Origin of the sequence: Photobacterium chitinilyticum, from assembly GCF_004104355.1 — a bacterium.
GTDB lineage: Bacteria > Pseudomonadota > Gammaproteobacteria > Enterobacterales > Vibrionaceae > Photobacterium > Photobacterium chitinilyticum.
This window is the reverse complement of sequence record NZ_RJLM01000004.1, coordinates 79647-97150: the sequence shown is the minus strand read 5'-3', so window position 1 is coordinate 97150 and position 17504 is coordinate 79647. Positions and strand designations below refer to the sequence as shown.

Genomic DNA, 17504 nt, shown 5'->3' with positions numbered 1-17504 from the left:
TAAAATGAGCGATGAGACATAAAAAAAGCGCACCTTAGTGCGCTTTCTTATCAACCTGGCATTACAGCTAGTAATTTCTGCCTCTCATCGCTTGCAAGCTGGACAAAGCGACCACGTTGCTTCGATGAAATGGGTTCGGCCTGCGGCAGGGGAACCTTCATAGCGTTCACCGCACGATTCTTTTTGATTAGCTCGTAATGGAGGTGCGGTCCTGTCGAACGCCCTGTATTACCACTAAGCGCAATACGCTGCCCCATCGTGACCTTGTCACCCACCTTCACAAATAATTTATGTAAATGCAGGTACCGAGTCATGTATTCACGGCCGTGCTTAATTACCACATAGTTACCAGCCAACGGGTGTTTTCTCGCTTTAACGACGACGCCATCACCGGCCGCAACCACCGTTGTGCCAATTGGGGTGGCAAAATCAGTGCCATTGTGTGGCGAGATACGTCCTGTCACAGGATGCTTCCGGCGTGGGTTAAATGAGGAGCTGATACGATAGCGTTTTGCTAAAGGGATCCGGCGCAATGCACGGTTCAAGCTTTTTCCTTCAGCATCATAAAACTGGCCGTCGTCGTGGCGCATCACAAAGACTTCACGACTGCCGCTCAGGTAATACAAGGATTTGACATTGCCACGAGTCACTGCTTTGCCCTCAATGAACTCTCGCTCGACCGAGACGGCAAAACGATCGCCTTTACGTGCCTCTCTGCCAAAATCAAAACGCCATTGCAGGGCCTGAACTACCGTTTGAATCTGGTTTGGGGATAGGCCTGCTGTACGGGCAGACTGATAAAAACTGCCGGAGATCCGTCCGGTCAGCATTACAGGTTTAATTTCGCCGTTCTCTTCCAGCTGCTTAAACTTGTAGCCTTGATCCGTCAACGTATAAACGTCAGTCATTTTGGCACTGCGCTTAACGCTGAACTCTTTTACCCGTCCCTCCTCAGTAACTGACCATTCAATCATCTGGCCAACACCAAGGTTTTGGATCGACTTATTCACTTTTATCAGACGATACATATCTGCAATAGGCAGTGCATACTGCGAAAAAATCACGCCTAATGTCTCGCCAGACGTCACCTTATGGGTGTGGGCAACATCAGCGACTTCTTCGAGCTGTTGCTCTAATTCATCCTTCGGTGCTGAAAATTCCGGATCCTGGGGATCAAGAACCGCTCCCATCGGTTCGCTATTTTGCTCAGATAAGACATCGAGCTCTTCAACCGGAAGCTCGACATCAATCCGTTGGTTGGATTGGTATGAGACAGCCTGCTTAAGTGGCGATGAAGGCTGCCATAACAAGGCAGCCACGACGAGCAATGAGGTTGAGGCTAAAGCAATACGATGCTGGCGAGATAGCTGTTTAATTGTAAAGGCCGCAACCTTGAATATTTTCATTATTATTTAAGACACTTGGTAAAACTTTGCCCCAATTCTTGCAAAAATCGGACATAACCTCCCTTTTCCTCAGCAATTTCCGTTGCCATTGGATCAAGGGTTCCAATATTGACTTCTGTACCACTAACCACACTTTTTACTACCGCCGGAGAGAACTGAGGCTCGCTGAATACGCATTGCGCCTGCTTGTCCTGTAATGAGCGGCGGATAGAAACTAATGTTTTCGCACCCGGGCGACGATCGGGATCAACAGTAAAATGCCCGAGATTATTTAGACCAAACTGTTCTTCAAAATAGCCATAGCCGTCATGAAAAACATAGTAGCCGCGATCGGCTAATGGTTTCAGTTCTATGTTCAACTCATCGATGGCCTGTTCCACCTCAGAAACGAACATCGAAAGATTATCTTCATATTTATTTTTATGCAATGGATCAAACTTGATAAGCGCCTCAGAAATCACGTTCGCTGCCTGAATTGCTTGCTTCGGTCCAAGCCATAGGTGTGGATCTACGCCATCGTGACTATGGCTGTGATCATCATGATCAATTTCAACGCCCTCTTCATAATGACGAAGATCAATTGTATGTTGTTCTGTCAGTGCCAAGCTGTTGCCTTTCGCCTCTAGTACTTTGGACAGGAACATTTCCAGCTCAGGGCCGACCCACACAACCAGATCCGCATCTCTGAGTTTTTTCACATCCGATGGACGCAGTGCGTAATCATGGGGGGATGTTCCTGCTGGCAATAAAGTTTCGCTGTTCGCAGCGCCAGCAGTTAGCTCCTGTACGATCAGGTTCAGGGGCTTAACTGTTGTCACAACTTTAAACTCACCGGCTGAAAGGTATGACGAGAACAGTAGTGCAACAGAGCAAAAGCAAGGTAACAATCGGCGCATAATGTTTTCCGAAATAATTATTGATTACAAACAAGTATGAAATGTTATATTATAACATCTCACTTTGGCAAATACCTTGAAGCACTTTTTTATGACAACCTTAGTTGAATTACAGACTGTTACCGTGACTTTCTCGGAACGGCACGTGCTTGACCAAGTTTCAATCAAACTTGAACGGGGCCAAATCACAACATTGATTGGCCCAAATGGTGCAGGCAAATCAACCTTGGTGAAAGTCATCACTGGTTTGCGCAAACCTACTGCAGGAAAGGTCATCCGTCAGAAAGGACTCCGGATAGGCTATGTGCCACAAAAACTAGAGTTAAATTCATCGCTGCCTCTCAGCGTTGATCGCTTTATGCGACTGGCGGGCCGCTATAGCAATGCCGACAGACTAGAAGCACTGAAGCTAGTTAGCGGAGTTCACTTGCACCACAGCAATATGCATTCCCTCTCTGGCGGTGAAATGCAGCGTGTGCTATTGGCTCGGGCCCTGCTTCAGCGCCCGGATCTCCTAGTACTTGATGAGCCTGTACAAGGTGTGGACGTCAACGGTCAACTAGAGCTATACAGCCTGATCCAATCACTACGGGACAAGCTCAACTGTGCCATATTGATGGTTTCACACGACTTGCATCTGGTTATGGCAAAGACAGACAACGTGATCTGCCTGCACCACCATGTCTGCTGCTCTGGAGCCCCTGAAGCGATCACCAGCCACCCGTCATATGTTGCTCTGTTCGGTACTCAGCAAAGCGAACAGCTGGCACTCTACCACCATCATCACAATCATGAACATGATCTTGCCGGCAGTCCGGTAGGCCCGTGTCAGCACCACCACGCGCAACAAGAGAACCACAATGCTTGATTTTATTCTACCGGCACTGATTGCAGGCATCGGCATTGCCGCCTTGGCCGGGCCGCTGGGCTCCTTCGTCGTCTGGCGTAAAATGGCCTATTTTGGCGATACACTTTCCCATGCATCTTTGCTGGGCATCGCCCTTGGCTTCCTGTTCAATATCAATCTAAACTTGGCTCTGGTGATCTGCTGCCTGGCACTCGCCGTGATCCTCGTTAGCCTGCAGAAACAGAAATATGTCGCTACCGATACCCTGCTGGGTATCCTCGCCCACAGTGCCTTGTCGCTTGGTTTGGTCGCAGTCAGTTTTCTAGACCATGTTCGGATAGATTTGATGGCCTATCTATTTGGCGATTTGCTGGCGGTGACGACCACCGATTTATTATGGATCTATGGCGGCGGCATTATTGTCATGGCCATGCTCATCACCTTATGGCGCCCGCTGTTGTCGATGACAATTAACGAAGAGTTAGCTCAGGTTGAAGGCGTTAATGTCGATCTGATGCGACTGCTGCTGATGTTGATGGTCGGTCTGGTTATCGCCGTCGCAATGAAGTTTGTCGGTGCCCTGATCATCACTTCACTACTCATTATTCCGGCAGCGACAGCTCGACGTTTTTCCCATAGCCCGGAACTAATGGCCGGACTGGCATCCGTTATTGGCTCCGTTGCCGTCGTGCTCGGTCTGGCCATGTCTTGGCATTATGATACGCCAGCGGGTCCTTCCGTTGTGGTCGCTGCCGCAGCCATGTTTATGCTCAGCCAGTTTAAGCGTACTGAGGCCTAAGCCTAACGAAGCCTGCCCTACGGCCCTTGATGCTTGGGTGGGAGGGTTGATACCAAATAAAAAAACCCGCCAGATAGCGGGTTTTCAAATCTTTCACAATGCTGAATTACCAGCCAGTGACTTCGCGCAGTGCCTTGCCGATATCAGCCAGGCTCTTCACTGTTTTAACTCCTGCAGATTCAAGTGCCTGGAACTTATCATCAGCGGTCCCTTTACCACCAGAGATAATTGCTCCAGCGTGCCCCATACGCTTACCCGGAGGCGCTGTAACACCTGCGATGTAAGAAACCACCGGCTTTGAGACATTCTCTTTGATATACGCAGCAGCTTCTTCTTCTGCTGTACCACCGATTTCGCCAATCATCACAATTGCTTCAGTCGCAGGATCTTTCTCGAACATCTCCAAGACATCGATAAAGTTTGCGCCAGGAATTGGGTCACCACCGATACCAACGCATGTTGACTGGCCGAAACCTTCATCGGTAGTCTGCTTGACCGCTTCATAAGTCAGCGTACCTGAACGCGAAACGATACCAACTTTACCTGCTTTATGGATATGACCAGGCATGATACCGATCTTACACTCATCAGGAGTGATAACACCCGGACAGTTAGGACCAATCATACGCACGCCAGCCTCATCAAGACGTACTTTAACATCTAGCATATCAAGCGTAGGGATACCTTCGGTGATTGTAACAATCAGCTCGATACCCGCATCAATTGCTTCGAGGATTGCATCTTTACAGAAAGGTGCAGGAACATAGATAACGGTTGCCGTTGCACCTGTCGCTTCAACAGCGTCACGTACAGTGTTGAATACAGGTAAACCAAGATGAGTTGTTCCGCCTTTACCCGGAGATACACCGCCAACCATCTGTGTTCCGTACTCAATGGCTTGCTCAGAGTGGAAAGTCCCCTGACCGCCAGTGAATCCCTGACAAATTACCTTGGTATCTTTATTAATTAGAACTGACATTATTTACCCTCCGCTGCAGCAACTACTTTTTCAGCTGCTTCAGTTAGGGAAGTCGCAGCAATAATATTCAGACCACTCTTGGCCAGTGTTTCTGCACCCAGTACGGCGTTATTACCTTCAAGGCGAACAACAACCGGTACTTCGACACCGACTTCTTCAACAGCACCGATAATGCCCTCAGCAATAAGGTCACAACGAACAATGCCACCGAAGATATTTACCAGTACAGCTTTCACGTTGCTGTCAGACAGGATGATCTTGAATGCTTCGGTTACACGCTCTTTCGTCGCACCGCCGCCAACATCAAGGAAGTTTGCAGGCTGGCCACCGTGCAAGTTAACGATATCCATCGTCCCCATCGCCAGGCCGGCACCGTTAACCATACAGCCAATGCTACCGTCTAGCGCGACGTAGTTCAGCTCCCACTGCGCCGCATGGGCTTCACGCTCATCTTCTTGTGAAGGATCATGCATTTCGCGAAGCTTTGGCTGGCGGTACATAGCATTTGAGTCGATGTTAATTTTACCATCAAGACAAAGTAGGTTGTCGTCGCCAGTGATTACCAACGGATTGATTTCAAGCAGTGCCAGATCATAGTCAGCAAACATATTGCCAAGACCGAGGAAAATTTTAGTGAACTGCTTAATTTGGTCTCCTTTAAGACCAAGCTTGAATGCTAGCTCGCGACCTTGGTATGGCTGAGGGCCAACCAACGGATCAATCGCAGCTTTGTGGATAAGCTCCGGTGTTTCTTCCGCAACCTTTTCAATTTCCACACCACCTTCAGTTGATGCCATGAAAACAATGCGGCGAGTACCGCGGTCAACAACAGCGCCCAGGTAGAGCTCGTTGGCGATATCTGATGCTTCTTCAACCAGGATTTTTGTTACTGGCTGGCCATTGGCATCTGTCTGGTAAGTCACCAGGTTTTTACCTAGCCACTTCTGTGCGAATTCTTTGATGCCGTCTTTGGTATCATGCAGTTCAACGCCACCCGCTTTACCGCGGCCACCAGCGTGAACCTGACACTTTACAACCCACTTGCCGCCACTGATCTTTCCTGCAGCTTCAGCGGCCTCTTGTGGCGTATCGCAAGCGTAACCTTCTGGAACTGGCAGACCGTACTCAGCAAATAGCTGTTTCGCCTGGTATTCATGCAGATTCATGATGTTCTATCCGTTTTCATATCCCTTCGGGACTTGTTATATCCATCTGAAATACTCTCGGGTATTTCTTCGTTATCGATACCTAAAGCCTGATTCAGCCGGACGTTGAGCCTGCCCGGCTTAACTTTAGGTATTAAACGTCCAGTAGCAGACGTGTTGGGTCTTCTAGTAGTTCTTTAATCGTTACCAGATAACCAACAGACTCACGACCATCAACAAGACGGTGGTCATAAGACAGTGCCAGGTACATCATTGGTAAGATTTCAACCTTGCCGTCAACGGCCATTGGACGGTCAGCAATTTTATGCATGCCCAAGATAGCTGATTGCGGCGGGTTAATAATTGGTGTCGACATCAATGAACCAAAGACACCGCCGTTAGTGATGGTAAAATTACCACCAATCAGCTCGTCAACGGTTAACTTACCGTCACGGCCCTTGATAGCGAGTTCACGGATACCTTTCTCGATTTCAGCCAAGCTAAGCTTGTCACAGTCACGAAGAACTGGCGTTACCAGACCTCGTGGTGTCGAGACAGCAATACTCACATCGAAGAAATTGTGGTAGACGATGTCGTCACCGTCAATCGACGCGTTCACCTCAGGATAACGCTTCAGCGCTTCAACCACGGCTTTGACGTAGAAAGACATAAAGCCCAGACGAATGCCATGACGCTCTTCGAAAATGTCTTTATATTGCTTACGAAGGTCCATGATTGGTTTCATGTTCACTTCGTTAAAGGTTGTCAGCATTGCTGTACTGTTTTTCGCCTCCAGCAAACGCTCGGCCACACGCTTGCGCAAACGTGTCATCGGTACGCGTTTTTCACTACGATGGGCAAGTGGAGCTTCAATCTTCGCTTCAACCACAGGAATCGCAGCAACAGGTGCCTGGGCTTTGCCTTCTTTGACAAACGCTTCAACATCTTCACGAGTGATGCGGCCACCAACGCCGGTGCCTTTTACATCAGAAGCCCGAATACTGTGCTCGCCGAGCAAGCGACGTACAGCTGGGCTCAGTGCTTCGCTGCTTTCTTCTGAAAGCGACGCCGTATTGCGTTTATTTGGTGACGCTTCTGCTTCAGCTGGCACATCCGCAGTCGGCTCACCGGCCACAGCACCCGCTTTAATTTTACCAATCAATTGCTTAGATAAAACAGTAGTACCATCTTCTTCAATGATTGCTTCTAAAATACCATCTTCCGGTGCAGGAACTTCCAGCACCACTTTGTCTGTTTCGATATCAACCAGAACTTCATCACGTGTAACGGCATCACCCGGCTGTTTGTGCCAAGTTGCCACTGTCGCATCTGCAACTGATTCAGGTAAATCAGGAACCAGAATTTCGATTGTCATATCGGCTTTGTCCTTTTTGTTCCAGTTCTTATTAATCTATTGTAAGCGCAGTTTCGATTAGCGCTTTCTGTTGTTTCAAGTGAACCGACATGTAACCTACAGCCGGTGAAGCAGATGCTGGGCGACCTGCATAATTCAGCTCGGCACCTTTCGGTATTGCAGAGCGGAAGTTGTGCTGGCTAGAATACCAAGCGCCTTGGTTTTGCGGCTCTTCCTGACACCAAATAAAGTTGTCAACGTGCGGGTAATCAGCCAGAGCGGCTTCTACATCTTCTTTCGGGAATGGGTAGAGCTGTTCGATACGAACAATGGCCACATCTGTCTGCTCGTTTTTACGACGCTGTTCTAGAATATCGTAGTAAACCTTACCGGAACAGAACACCACACGCTTAACTTGCTTCGGATCCAAATCATCAACTTCTGGAATAGCCGGCTGGAAATTACCACTCGCCAAATCATCCATCGTCGAGACACACAGCGGATGACGCAACAGAGATTTCGGTGACATTACAATCAGCGGACGACGCATCGGACGAAGCACCTGGCGGCGGAGCATATGATAGATCTGAGCCGGCGTAGACGGAATAATGACCTGCATATTCTGTTCAGCACAAAGCTGCAGATAACGTTCCAGACGAGCAGAAGAGTGCTCAGGCCCTTGTCCCTCGTAACCATGTGGTAGCAGCATTGTCAGGCCACACATACGGCCCCACTTTTGCTCACCGGAACTGATGAACTGGTCAATCACCACCTGGGCACCGTTGGCAAAATCACCAAACTGCGCTTCCCAAATCGTCAGACCACCAGGTTCAGCCGTCGCATAACCGTATTCAAATGCCAGTACAGCGGCTTCTGACAGCACCGAGTCAAAGACTTGGAATGTACCTTGCTTGTCATGGATATTGGCAAGCGGAACGTAAGTACTGGCATCACCTTGATTGTGCAGCACCGCGTGGCGATGGAAGAATGTACCACGGCCTGAATCCTGTCCAGTAAAACGAATCCGGTTACCATCGTCAACCAAGGTAGCATAAGCCAATGTTTCAGCCATTCCCCAGTCGACCATTTTGTCACCCGCAATCATTGCCTGGCGGTCGTTGTACAGCTTCTGTACCCGACTTTGCAGCTTATGACTCTCAGGGAACTGACAAACACGCTGGGCAAGATCATTCAGACGAGAAGGCTCGATGGTATTAGGCCATTCAACCGTCCAGTCGTGTCCGAGATACGGTGACCAGTCGACAGAATGGAGCTTCATCGGGCGCCACTCTTTCACGACACACTCACCACGATCGAGCGCATCACGATATTCGTTGATCAAAGACGTCGCAGTCTCTAAGTCAACCGTCTCGTTATCGGTCAGTGCATCAGCATAAATCTTACGTGGTGTCGGATGTTTTTTGATTTTCTGATACATCAACGGCTGAGTTGCATTCGGCTCGTCAGCTTCGTTGTGACCATGGCGGCGATAACACACCAAATCAATGACAACATCACGCTTAAAGGCATTTCTGAAATCCAGGGCTATGCGAGTAACAAACGCTACCGCTTCAGGATCATCAGCATTGACATGGAAAATAGGGGCCTGGACCATCTTTGCGATATCGGTACAGTACTGCGTTGAGCGGGTATCGTTCGGGTTAGACGTTGTGAAGCCAATCTGGTTGTTCACGACAATACGAACCGTACCACCAACACGGTAGCCACGTGACTGAGACATATTGAATGTTTCAGCGACCACGCCCTGACCGGCAATTGCAGAGTCCCCGTGAATAGTAATAGGTAGAACTTGTGAGCCATCTTTATCGCCAAGGCGATCCTGACGAGCTCGCACAGAACCCACAACCACAGGGTTAACAATTTCAAGGTGTGATGGGTTAAATGCCAACACTAAATGTACATCACCACCCGGTGTTGCGAAGTCAGCAGAGAAGCCCTGATGATATTTCACATCACCGGTTCCCCAAGATTCACCATGCTTGCCCGCAAACTCATCAAACAAGTCCTGCGGTTTTTTACCCAACACATTAACCAGCATGTTCAGGCGGCCACGGTGTGCCATACCCACGACAACTTCGCGGGCACCGTTTGTTCCGGCATAGCGGATCAGCTCTTTCATCATAGGAATAAGCGCATCACCGCCCTCTAGTGAGAAACGCTTGGCACCCGGGAATTTAGCCCCCAAGTAACGTTCCAAACCTTCGGCTGCTGTTAGCTCATCGAGGAAAGTCAGTTTTTCATCTGTCGAGAATGCGCCTTGACCAACCACTGATTCCAAACGGTGCTGAAGCCAGCGCTTTTCGTCAGTATTGGTAATATGCATGTACTCAGCACCAATCGAACCACAATAGGTTTTTTTCAGCGCATCATAGATTTCAGAAAGCTTCATCGTCTCTTTGCCAACCGCAAAAGAACCGACATTGAAGGTTTCATTAAAATCATCTGCTGTCAGGTTATGGAATTCAGGTTCGAGATCAGGCACTCGATCCTGCTGCCATAGCCCTAACGGATCTAAGTTTGCATGCTGATGGCCACGGAAACGGTATGCGTTGATAAGCTGCAATACCTTAACCTGTTTCGCATCAACATCTGGATCGCTGACGGTAGCACTTAGATGGGTTGTCTCTTTAGCCAGACGTCGGAAATAATCACGAACACGCGAGTGCGGTTGCTCAACAGCAGCTTCACTCACAATAGGCAAATCACTAAATACGTGCCGCCATTTTTCATCGACTAATTCTGGGTCGCTAAGATACAACTCGTAGAGGTCTTCTACATAAGTTGCATTGGCGCCAGCCAGGTGTGAAGACTCAAGCCAAGCCTTCATAACGCCGTTCTGCATTGTTTTCCCTTAACCACTAGTTATCGCCATTTGCGCCGGTCTCAAGGCCGGGCTTTAAAGCTGGCTTCCGATAGCGAGTCAGGAAGCCAGCATATCGATAATTCGACTTAATTATACCGCGCGTTTTAGCAACATTGATTTAATGTGGCCAATCGCTTTCGTTGGATTTAATCCCTTAGGACAAACATTTACACAGTTCATGATGCCATGGCAACGAAAAACACTAAAAGCGTCGTCAAGATCTGATAATCGTTCATCTGTTGCAGTATCACGGCTGTCAATTAGCCAACGATATGCAGCCAGTAGACCTGCTGGTCCGATAAACTTATCTGGATTCCACCAGAACGATGGGCATGATGTCGAGCAGCACGCACACATAATACAGTCGTATAAACCATCGAGATGGGCACGGTCTTCAGGTGACTGAAGGTTTTCACGAGCAGGCGGCAAAGCACCGTCATCAATCAGGAATGGCTTCACCTTCGCATAGTTGGTGTAGAACTGTTCCATATCGATGATGAGGTCGCGAATCACAGGCAGACCAGGCAACGGACGAATCACGATCGTTGTTTCGCCAGTTAACGCAGAGAGCGGAGTAATACATGCCAGGCCGTTGGTACCATTCATGTTTACGCCATCTGAGCCACATACGCCTTCACGGCAAGAGCGGCGGAAAGCCAGCGTTGGATCTTGCTCTTTAAGCAAGATTAATGCATCCAAAACCATCATGTCTGAACCTTCAGGCACTTCAAGGATATAACCCTTCATGTGTGGCGCATTGTCGACATCTGGATTGTAACGATAAATTGAAAAATTCAGTTTCATTTTCTTCCCTCCCCCTTAGTAAGTACGCGCTTTCGGTGGGAACGCTTCACGACTCGTTGGCTCCATATTTACAGCACGCTTCGACATTTCCTCTGTCTCAGGGTTGTAAATTGAATGGCATAACCAATTTTGATCATCGCGCTCAGGGAAGTCGAAACGGGCATGGGCACCGCGACTTTCTGTACGGAAGTTTGCAGCAACGGCAGTTGCGTATGCAGTTTCCATCAGGTTATCAAGTTCTAGGCATTCAATACGCTGAGTATTGAACTCTGTCGAGGTATCATCTAGTCGCGCTTCTTTCAAACGCTCACGGATTACCTTAAGTTCTTCCAAACCTGTCGCCATCGCATCACCTTCACGGAATACCGAGAAGTTGTTTTGCATACAAGACTGGAGATCTTTACGAATCTGCACGGGATCCTCACCTTTCTGGGTGTTGTTCCAGCGGTTGACGCGCTCAAGAGATGCCTCGATATCAGACTCAGTTGCCGGACGAGCTTCAGCTTGAGCTGCCAAGGTTTCGCCAAGATGCAGACCCGTCGCTCGGCCAAAGACCACCAGATCAAGCAGTGAGTTACCGCCCAGGCGGTTTGCACCGTGGACAGAAACAGAAGCAATTTCGCCACAGGCAAACAAGCCTTGTACTTCTTCGTCCAAACCTGCACTGTTTTGTTTAATGGCCTGGCCGGAAACCTGTGTAGGAACACCACCCATCATGTAATGACAGGTCGGGATAACAGGAATAGGCTCTTTGACAGGGTCGATATGGGCAAAGGTACGGGACAGTTCACAGATACCCGGCAGGCGTGACTCAAGTACGTCTTTACCCAAGTGATCCAGTTTCAGTTTAATGTGCGGCCCCCATGGACCATCGCAGCCACGTCCCTCACGAATTTCAACCATCATCGAACGGGCGACAACATCTCGGCCGGCCAAATCTTTGGCATTTGGCGCATAGCGCTCCATGAAGCGCTCACCGTCTTTGTTCAGCAGGTAACCACCTTCACCACGGCAGCCTTCTGTTACCAGCACACCGGCACCAGCAATCCCCGTAGGGTGGAATTGCCACATTTCGATGTCTTGCATTGGAACGCCGGCACGAAGTGCCATACCGACACCATCACCGGTATTAATAAATGCGTTGGTTGTCGACGCATAGATTCGGCCTGCACCGCCTGTCGCCAGGATTGTTGCCTTCGACTTGAAGTAGCAAATCTCGCCGGTTTCCATGCAAAGAGCTGTACAACCGAGGATTGCACCATCTTGATTCTTCACTAAATCAAGCGCGTACCACTCAGAGAAAATGGTCGTCTTATGCTTGATATTCTGTTGATACAACGTATGCAAAAGGGCGTGACCGGTACGGTCAGCCGCGGCGGCTGTACGCGCCGCTTGTTCGCCGCCAAATGCTTTGGACTGGCCGCCAAAAGGACGCTGGTAAATCGTACCGTCTTCGAAACGTGAAAATGGAAGCCCCATTTTTTCTAGTTCGATAACAGATTTAGGACCGTTCTTACACATGTATTCAATAGCATTCTGATCACCGATGTAATCAGAACCCTTAACTGTGTCATACATATGCCACTGCCAGTCATCCGGGTGTGAATTACCAAGAGCAACGGTAATTCCCCCCTGCGCAGACACAGTATGTGAACGGGTAGGGAAAACTTTAGACAACAAAGCACAACTAAGGCCTTGTTCAGAAATTTGTAGTGCGGCACGCATACCTGCACCACCAGCACCGATTACTACGGCGTCAAACTCACGAACTGCAATGCTCACTTACGCACCCCACACAATGAAGAAACCTGAAAACAGGTAGACAAAAAGTACAGCTACAACACCAAACTGGATGCCTGCTCGTAGGGCGGCAGGTTTAATATAATCTGTTAATACTTGCCATAGGCCAATCCAGGCGTGGATCAGAATTGATAGCAGCGCCAGCATAGTAAAGACCTTGGTGCTCAGCTTGCCAAAAAAAGCAGTCCAGGTTTCATAGCTGAGATCCGGGCCAAAGGCGAAGAATCCGACCATATAAATGGTGTAAAGGGTTAGGATGATTGCAGTTGCGCGAATCAGAATAAAATCGTGTATACCATTACGGCCGATTGTCGAAACATTGTTTACCATACTAGGCCTCCAGCGAAGATAGCTAGAACCGCTACAATTGCGAAGCTCACTTTCGTGCTTGCGATGCCGGATTCCATTTCTTCAAAATATCCCATGTCCATCATTAAGTGACGCACGCCCAACACAATGTGATAAAACAATGCAGTCAGCACGCCCCACAGAACAAATTTCACAAAAAAGCTGTCAACTATGTTGGCAGCGCTTGTGAAACCTTCTGGGGAGGAAAGGGAAAGGCCTAATAACCAAAGTAGGATTGCAACAGAAACAAAGGTGATCACGCCTGATACACGGTGTAGGATCGACGCAATCGCCGTCAGAGGAAAGCGAATCGTCTGTAGGTCGAGGTTGACAGGTCTTGGCTTATTTACTTTCACGGTGTTTGCCCACTCAGCTCCAATGAAGCATTTTATTTTTATAGAACTCTCCGATCCGCTTAAGCCAGATAAATAAGCGCAACATTCTCATAACCTTTGGTTGCAATTATGTTTTAACGGAAACCCAAAACAAAATTAAACCTAAGTGACTAATATTGTTGATAACTTAAGCTTTCGTTCCTGGCGGCCGCAGAACCAGAGACCTGCGGCGAGTATACGCCTCGTAACAACCAATTACAAACCCCGTTACATGACCTCTAACACGGTTTGGGAATTTTGCACGCTTTTACTCAAAGTTATTAACAAGCGCACACAAACAGGCACAAAAATTGACAAATGCCGTCTCAATCGGTACAACAAATGCACATCCGCTTTGGATTAGGATTATAAAAAAGCAAAGGAGATTGTTATGGCAGACAAGAAAGCTACTCTTCACATCGAAGGGGAAGCACCAGTCGAACTGCCGATTATCGGGGGCACACAAGGGCCTGATGTAATTGATGTGCGCAAACTTGGCGCTAACGGTTACTTCACATTCGACCCTGGTTTTCTAGCCACTGCATCATGTGAATCTCAAATTACATACATTGACGGCGATAAAGGCGTGCTGCTTCACCGCGGTTACCCTATCGACCAATTAGCGAATAATGCTGATTATTTAGAAGTTTGTTATATTCTTTTGTACGGCGAAGTCCCTACGCGAGAACAGTACGAAACATTCCGTACAACTGTTACTCGCCATACTATGGTCCACGAGCAGATTGCCAGCTTCTTCCACGGCTTCCGTCGTGATGCTCACCCAATGGCAGTTATGTGTGGCGTGGTAGGTGCGCTTGCAGCGTTTTACCACGATTCTCTGGATATCAATAATGATACCCACCGTGAGATTACGGCATTCCGCCTGTTGTCTAAAATGCCGACACTGGCCTCAATGTGTTACAAATACTCAATTGGCCAACCGTTCATCTTCCCACGCAATGATCTTGATTATGCAGAAAACTTCCTGCATATGATGTTTGCAACACCATGTGAAGAATACGAAGTAAGTCCTGTCGTGGCACGCGCAATGGATAAGATCTTTACCCTTCACGCTGACCATGAGCAAAATGCATCAACATCAACAGTTCGCTTGGCAGGCTCTTCAGGCGCAAACCCATTTGCCTGTATTGCCGCTGGTATCGCTTCACTTTGGGGACCCGCTCACGGTGGAGCCAACGAAGCATGCCTGAGAATGCTGGAAGAAATCGGTAGTGTCGATAAGATCCCGGAATTTGTCGAACGAGCAAAAGACAAGGATGACCCATTCCGTCTGATGGGCTTTGGTCATCGTGTTTACAAGAACTACGATCCTCGTGCAACGGTAATGCGCGAAGCATGCCATGAAGTACTGGAAGAGCTTAACATCCAGGATCCATTGCTTGATGTTGCGATGGAGCTTGAGCGTATTGCCCTTTCTGACGAGTACTTCATCGATAAGAAACTGTACCCGAATGTTGACTTCTATTCAGGTATCATTCTGAAGGCGATCGGTATTCCGATTTCTATGTTCACAGTGATCTTTGCCATGTCACGTACTATCGGCTGGATTGCACACTGGAACGAAATGCACAACGATCCGGGTAACCGAATCGGACGTCCGCGTCAGCTATATACCGGTTATAACCAACGAGAGTTCAGCCCGATCCACGAGCGCGAATAAACGTTTAGGTTCTAGGCTCTAGCTAAAAGAAAAAAGGTTGAGCAGCGATGCTCAACCTTTTACTTTATGAAGAATAATGATCACACAGGGTTATCGATATCAATGAACGTGACGTCCAAGGCATGTTCTTCGACCAGCCACTCTCCCAATGATTTTATCCCGTACCGCTCAGTGGCATGATGGCCGGCACTGAAATAGTGGATCCCCAATTCTCTGGCCGTATGAACGGTCCGCTCTGAAATTTCACCAGAGATAAAAGCATCCAATCCCTTATGGGCAGCCAGCTCAATGAAATCCTGTCCACCGCCGGTACACCAACCAATCGTCTTGATCTCGGCCGGTGCATTATCACCAATGTGAAGCGGCTCGCGATGAAGCGCAATCGACAGACGTGACGCCAACTCCTCCCCCGTAAGCGGTTGATCAAACTGACCAAATACTGAAACCGACAAGGGGTTCCCCTCTTCCATTCCGCCCAATACTTCAATATCAAGCAGCTCGGCCAGCTTGGCATTGTTGCCAAGTTCCGGGTGAACATCTAGCGGTAAATGATAGGCATAAAGGTTAATACCTTTTTCGATCAATGCTTTGATACGGCGGAATTTCATACCGCGGATTTCAGCAGGCTCGCCTTTCCAAAAAAAACCGTGATGAACGAGGATTGCATCGGCTTTTTCTTCAATGGCGCGATCAATCAGAGCCTGACACGCCGTTACCCCCGTAATCACTCTTTTGACTTCTGATTTACCCTCAACCTGCAAACCATTGGGGCAGTAATCTTTGATCAGGTGCGGGCTCAGCAGCTTATTCAGCACAGCTTCCAATTTGATGTTGTTCATTATCGCTTCCTTTTGTCAGTTAGCGTTATTCTATACGACAGAATATGAATTCACATCTAATCAGCGTATTACAGGAAGTCGTGGCTAACAGTTTCTCCTGATTCCAAGAGCTTCGCTCCTATCAATATTTCCCTAGACAATTGGCCCCACCGAGTGAGAATAAAAAAGCTGCATAAATGCAGCTTTTTCAATATTCTGGTAGTAGATAAACAGGCCCTAATATAAATCATGAGGACCATGTTCGACTTCTTCCAGCCACACAGGTTTCGTACTGATCTTTAACCAATACCGGTGTAGATAGCTATAGAAGCGAGAGCGTTTATCAACAGGTAAAAAAATCATAACTGGGAAGGTCAAAACGCCGACAAGCACGACTAGCACCCGGCGTAAAAAAATGCGGACTAACGAAAATGACTTGTACATAGGGCCCTCACCAACTGGTCTAACCTGTATATACAATAATCGAAAAGGCATCGGCACAATGCATCACAACGCACACTTTTTAGCCAAATCTAGGATTAGAGAACTAAATAAGACACGACATGTCAAACACTTACACTGACGCAACAAAACAGGAACAATTTCAGAACGATATCAATACTGTTCTCAATTGTCCGTCACTCACCTGCAGCTCTCCTTCTATCGCAGATGATAATTGGCTGTCTGAATTCAGGACTCACGCAACCATGCCGCCTTATACCCATTACCAAGGCAACCGTCGGCTTGGATTTTATTATCAATGGCTATGGCAACAACTGATTGATGCGCACCCTCATTACCTATTGGTTGCAGAAGAAGTTCAACTCAAATGGAACAAGCAAACGCTCGGTGCCATCGACTTCCTAGTAAAAAATACGCTCACAAATCAACTCGAACACTGGGAAGTTGCCATCAAGTTCTATCTCGCCTATCAAAATGGCTGGCCCGGTCCTAATGCCAATGACAACCTCGACAAAAAAACAACTCGAATGCTAGAGCATCAGTTGACCCTAAGTGATCACCAGGCCTTCAAACAGCAACTTTTACCCCGGTACGGACAACCTGTCGTTAAACGCCTGATCATGCAGGGCCGCTTATTCTTTCCTCACGACGCAATAGCGGCAGGCTCAGGTATTGCCATCAACCCTAATGCTCTATCAGGGATCTGGTGTTATCAGTCGAAGGCTCTGGATTTAAAGCTTAAGCAACTAAGTAAAGAGCAATGGATCTGCCCTCCCCGCTACCAGGATCTCGGCAAAGACCTTGATATCAGCCAGCTCTCAATCCCGACGCAGGCTGTCAGCCCTGATAACAAGGTTTGGTTTGTAGTACCCGATCATTGGCCAACCCACAACAGGGATCGTTGATA

The 17504-nt window shown here is 48.2% G+C and carries 16 protein-coding genes; 4 read left to right on the top strand and 12 right to left on the bottom strand.

The window, feature by feature from the left end:
- Positions 1-50: 50 nt before the first annotated feature.
- Positions 51-1406, bottom strand: a complete 1356-nt coding sequence (mepM, locus tag EDI28_RS11510; RefSeq protein WP_128784023.1) for a murein DD-endopeptidase MepM — start codon at positions 1404-1406, stop codon at positions 51-53.
- A 2-nt stretch (positions 1407-1408) separates the two neighbouring features.
- Positions 1409-2302 (bottom strand): zinc ABC transporter substrate-binding protein ZnuA, encoded by an 894-nt coding sequence (gene znuA, locus EDI28_RS11505; protein ID WP_128784022.1) that lies wholly within the window; start codon positions 2300-2302, stop codon positions 1409-1411.
- A 91-nt stretch (positions 2303-2393) separates the two neighbouring features.
- On the opposite strand from znuA, the gene znuC reads away from it, so the two are divergent.
- Both znuC and znuB read left to right on the top strand, forming a co-directional pair.
- Positions 2394-3170 (top strand): zinc ABC transporter ATP-binding protein ZnuC, encoded by a 777-nt coding sequence (gene znuC, locus EDI28_RS11500; protein WP_128784021.1) that lies wholly within the window; start codon positions 2394-2396, stop codon positions 3168-3170.
- On the top strand, positions 3163-3948 hold the full coding sequence (gene znuB / locus EDI28_RS11495; RefSeq protein ID WP_128784020.1) for a zinc ABC transporter permease subunit ZnuB: 786 nt from the start codon (positions 3163-3165) through the stop codon (positions 3946-3948). Before znuC ends, znuB begins: the two co-directional genes overlap by 8 nt.
- A 106-nt stretch (positions 3949-4054) precedes the next feature.
- On the opposite strand, the gene sucD is transcribed toward znuB, so the two are convergent.
- The 8 genes from sucD to sdhC all read right to left on the bottom strand — a co-directional run bounded on the left by sucD (position 4055) and on the right by sdhC (position 13618).
- A complete protein-coding gene (sucD, locus tag EDI28_RS11490) occupies positions 4055-4927 on the bottom strand; it encodes a succinate--CoA ligase subunit alpha (RefSeq protein WP_128784019.1) in 873 nt (290 codons plus the stop codon).
- Positions 4927-6093: an ADP-forming succinate--CoA ligase subunit beta gene (gene sucC / locus EDI28_RS11485; RefSeq protein WP_128784018.1), complete on the bottom strand. Its 1167-nt coding sequence runs from the start codon at positions 6091-6093 to the stop codon at positions 4927-4929. The genes sucD and sucC overlap by 1 nt, the downstream gene beginning before the upstream one ends.
- Before the next feature lie 133 nt (positions 6094-6226).
- A complete protein-coding gene (gene odhB / locus EDI28_RS11480) occupies positions 6227-7447 on the bottom strand; it encodes a 2-oxoglutarate dehydrogenase complex dihydrolipoyllysine-residue succinyltransferase (RefSeq protein WP_128784017.1) in 1221 nt (406 codons plus the stop codon).
- Between the two features lie 31 nt (positions 7448-7478).
- On the bottom strand, positions 7479-10289 hold the full coding sequence (gene sucA / locus EDI28_RS11475; protein WP_128784016.1) for a 2-oxoglutarate dehydrogenase E1 component: 2811 nt from the start codon (positions 10287-10289) through the stop codon (positions 7479-7481).
- Positions 10290-10400: 111 nt separating this feature from the next.
- Entirely contained in the window at positions 10401-11114 is a 714-nt protein-coding gene (locus EDI28_RS11470; protein ID WP_128784015.1) for a succinate dehydrogenase iron-sulfur subunit, read from the bottom strand.
- Between the two features lie 15 nt (positions 11115-11129).
- Positions 11130-12896 (bottom strand): succinate dehydrogenase flavoprotein subunit, encoded by a 1767-nt coding sequence (gene sdhA, locus EDI28_RS11465; protein ID WP_128784014.1) that lies wholly within the window; start codon positions 12894-12896, stop codon positions 11130-11132.
- Positions 12897-13244, bottom strand: a complete 348-nt coding sequence (gene sdhD, locus EDI28_RS11460; protein ID WP_128784013.1) for a succinate dehydrogenase, hydrophobic membrane anchor protein — start codon at positions 13242-13244, stop codon at positions 12897-12899. It abuts the gene before it with no gap.
- On the bottom strand, positions 13238-13618 hold the full coding sequence (gene sdhC, locus EDI28_RS11455; protein WP_128784012.1) for a succinate dehydrogenase cytochrome b556 subunit: 381 nt from the start codon (positions 13616-13618) through the stop codon (positions 13238-13240). Before sdhC ends, sdhD begins: the two co-directional genes overlap by 7 nt.
- Positions 13619-14027: 409 nt before the next feature.
- Here sdhC and EDI28_RS11450 point away from each other — a divergent pair, with 409 nt between their 5' ends.
- On the top strand, positions 14028-15317 hold the full coding sequence (locus EDI28_RS11450) for a citrate synthase (RefSeq protein WP_128784011.1): 1290 nt from the start codon (positions 14028-14030) through the stop codon (positions 15315-15317).
- Positions 15318-15397: 80 nt separating this feature from the next.
- Here EDI28_RS11450 and EDI28_RS11445 read toward each other — a convergent pair whose 3' ends face one another.
- Together EDI28_RS11445 and EDI28_RS11440 are read right to left on the bottom strand one after the other, a co-directional pair.
- A complete protein-coding gene (locus tag EDI28_RS11445; RefSeq protein ID WP_128784010.1) occupies positions 15398-16156 on the bottom strand; it encodes a Nif3-like dinuclear metal center hexameric protein in 759 nt (252 codons plus the stop codon).
- 216 nt (positions 16157-16372) lie between these two features.
- The gene (locus EDI28_RS11440; protein ID WP_128784009.1) at positions 16373-16579 is read right to left on the bottom strand and encodes a DUF2517 family protein; all 207 of its coding nucleotides are present in this window, start codon (positions 16577-16579) and stop codon (positions 16373-16375) included.
- Between the two features lie 119 nt (positions 16580-16698).
- Between EDI28_RS11440 and EDI28_RS11435 the strand changes: the two genes are divergently transcribed.
- Complete coding sequence (locus EDI28_RS11435; protein ID WP_128784008.1) at positions 16699-17502, top strand: DUF1853 family protein; 804 nt, start codon at positions 16699-16701, stop codon at positions 17500-17502.
- The last annotated feature ends 2 nt before the right edge of the window (positions 17503-17504 follow it).

Bases quoted from the DNA above. Each gene is read 5' to 3' on its own strand.
- znuC (WP_128784021.1), top strand. From the start codon at position 2,394: ATGACAACCTTAGTTGAATTACAGACTGTTACCGTGACTTTCTCGGAA.
- EDI28_RS11440 (WP_128784009.1), bottom strand. From the start codon at position 16,579: ATGTACAAGTCATTTTCGTTAGTCCGCATTTTTTTACGCCGGGTGCTA.
- znuB (WP_128784020.1), top strand. From the start codon at position 3,163: ATGCTTGATTTTATTCTACCGGCACTGATTGCAGGCATCGGCATTGCC.
- sucC (WP_128784018.1), bottom strand. From the start codon at position 6,093: ATGAATCTGCATGAATACCAGGCGAAACAGCTATTTGCTGAGTACGGT.
- EDI28_RS11445 (WP_128784010.1), bottom strand. From the start codon at position 16,156: ATGAACAACATCAAATTGGAAGCTGTGCTGAATAAGCTGCTGAGCCCG.
- znuA (WP_128784022.1), bottom strand. From the start codon at position 2,302: ATGCGCCGATTGTTACCTTGCTTTTGCTCTGTTGCACTACTGTTCTCG.
- mepM (WP_128784023.1), bottom strand. From the start codon at position 1,406: ATGAAAATATTCAAGGTTGCGGCCTTTACAATTAAACAGCTATCTCGC.
- sdhD (WP_128784013.1), bottom strand. From the start codon at position 13,244: ATGGTAAACAATGTTTCGACAATCGGCCGTAATGGTATACACGATTTT.
- odhB (WP_128784017.1), bottom strand. From the start codon at position 7,447: ATGACAATCGAAATTCTGGTTCCTGATTTACCTGAATCAGTTGCAGAT.
- sucA (WP_128784016.1), bottom strand. From the start codon at position 10,289: ATGCAGAACGGCGTTATGAAGGCTTGGCTTGAGTCTTCACACCTGGCT.
- sucD (WP_128784019.1), bottom strand. From the start codon at position 4,927: ATGTCAGTTCTAATTAATAAAGATACCAAGGTAATTTGTCAGGGATTC.
- EDI28_RS11450 (WP_128784011.1), top strand. From the start codon at position 14,028: ATGGCAGACAAGAAAGCTACTCTTCACATCGAAGGGGAAGCACCAGTC.
- EDI28_RS11470 (WP_128784015.1), bottom strand. From the start codon at position 11,114: ATGAAACTGAATTTTTCAATTTATCGTTACAATCCAGATGTCGACAAT.
- EDI28_RS11435 (WP_128784008.1), top strand. From the start codon at position 16,699: ATGTCAAACACTTACACTGACGCAACAAAACAGGAACAATTTCAGAAC.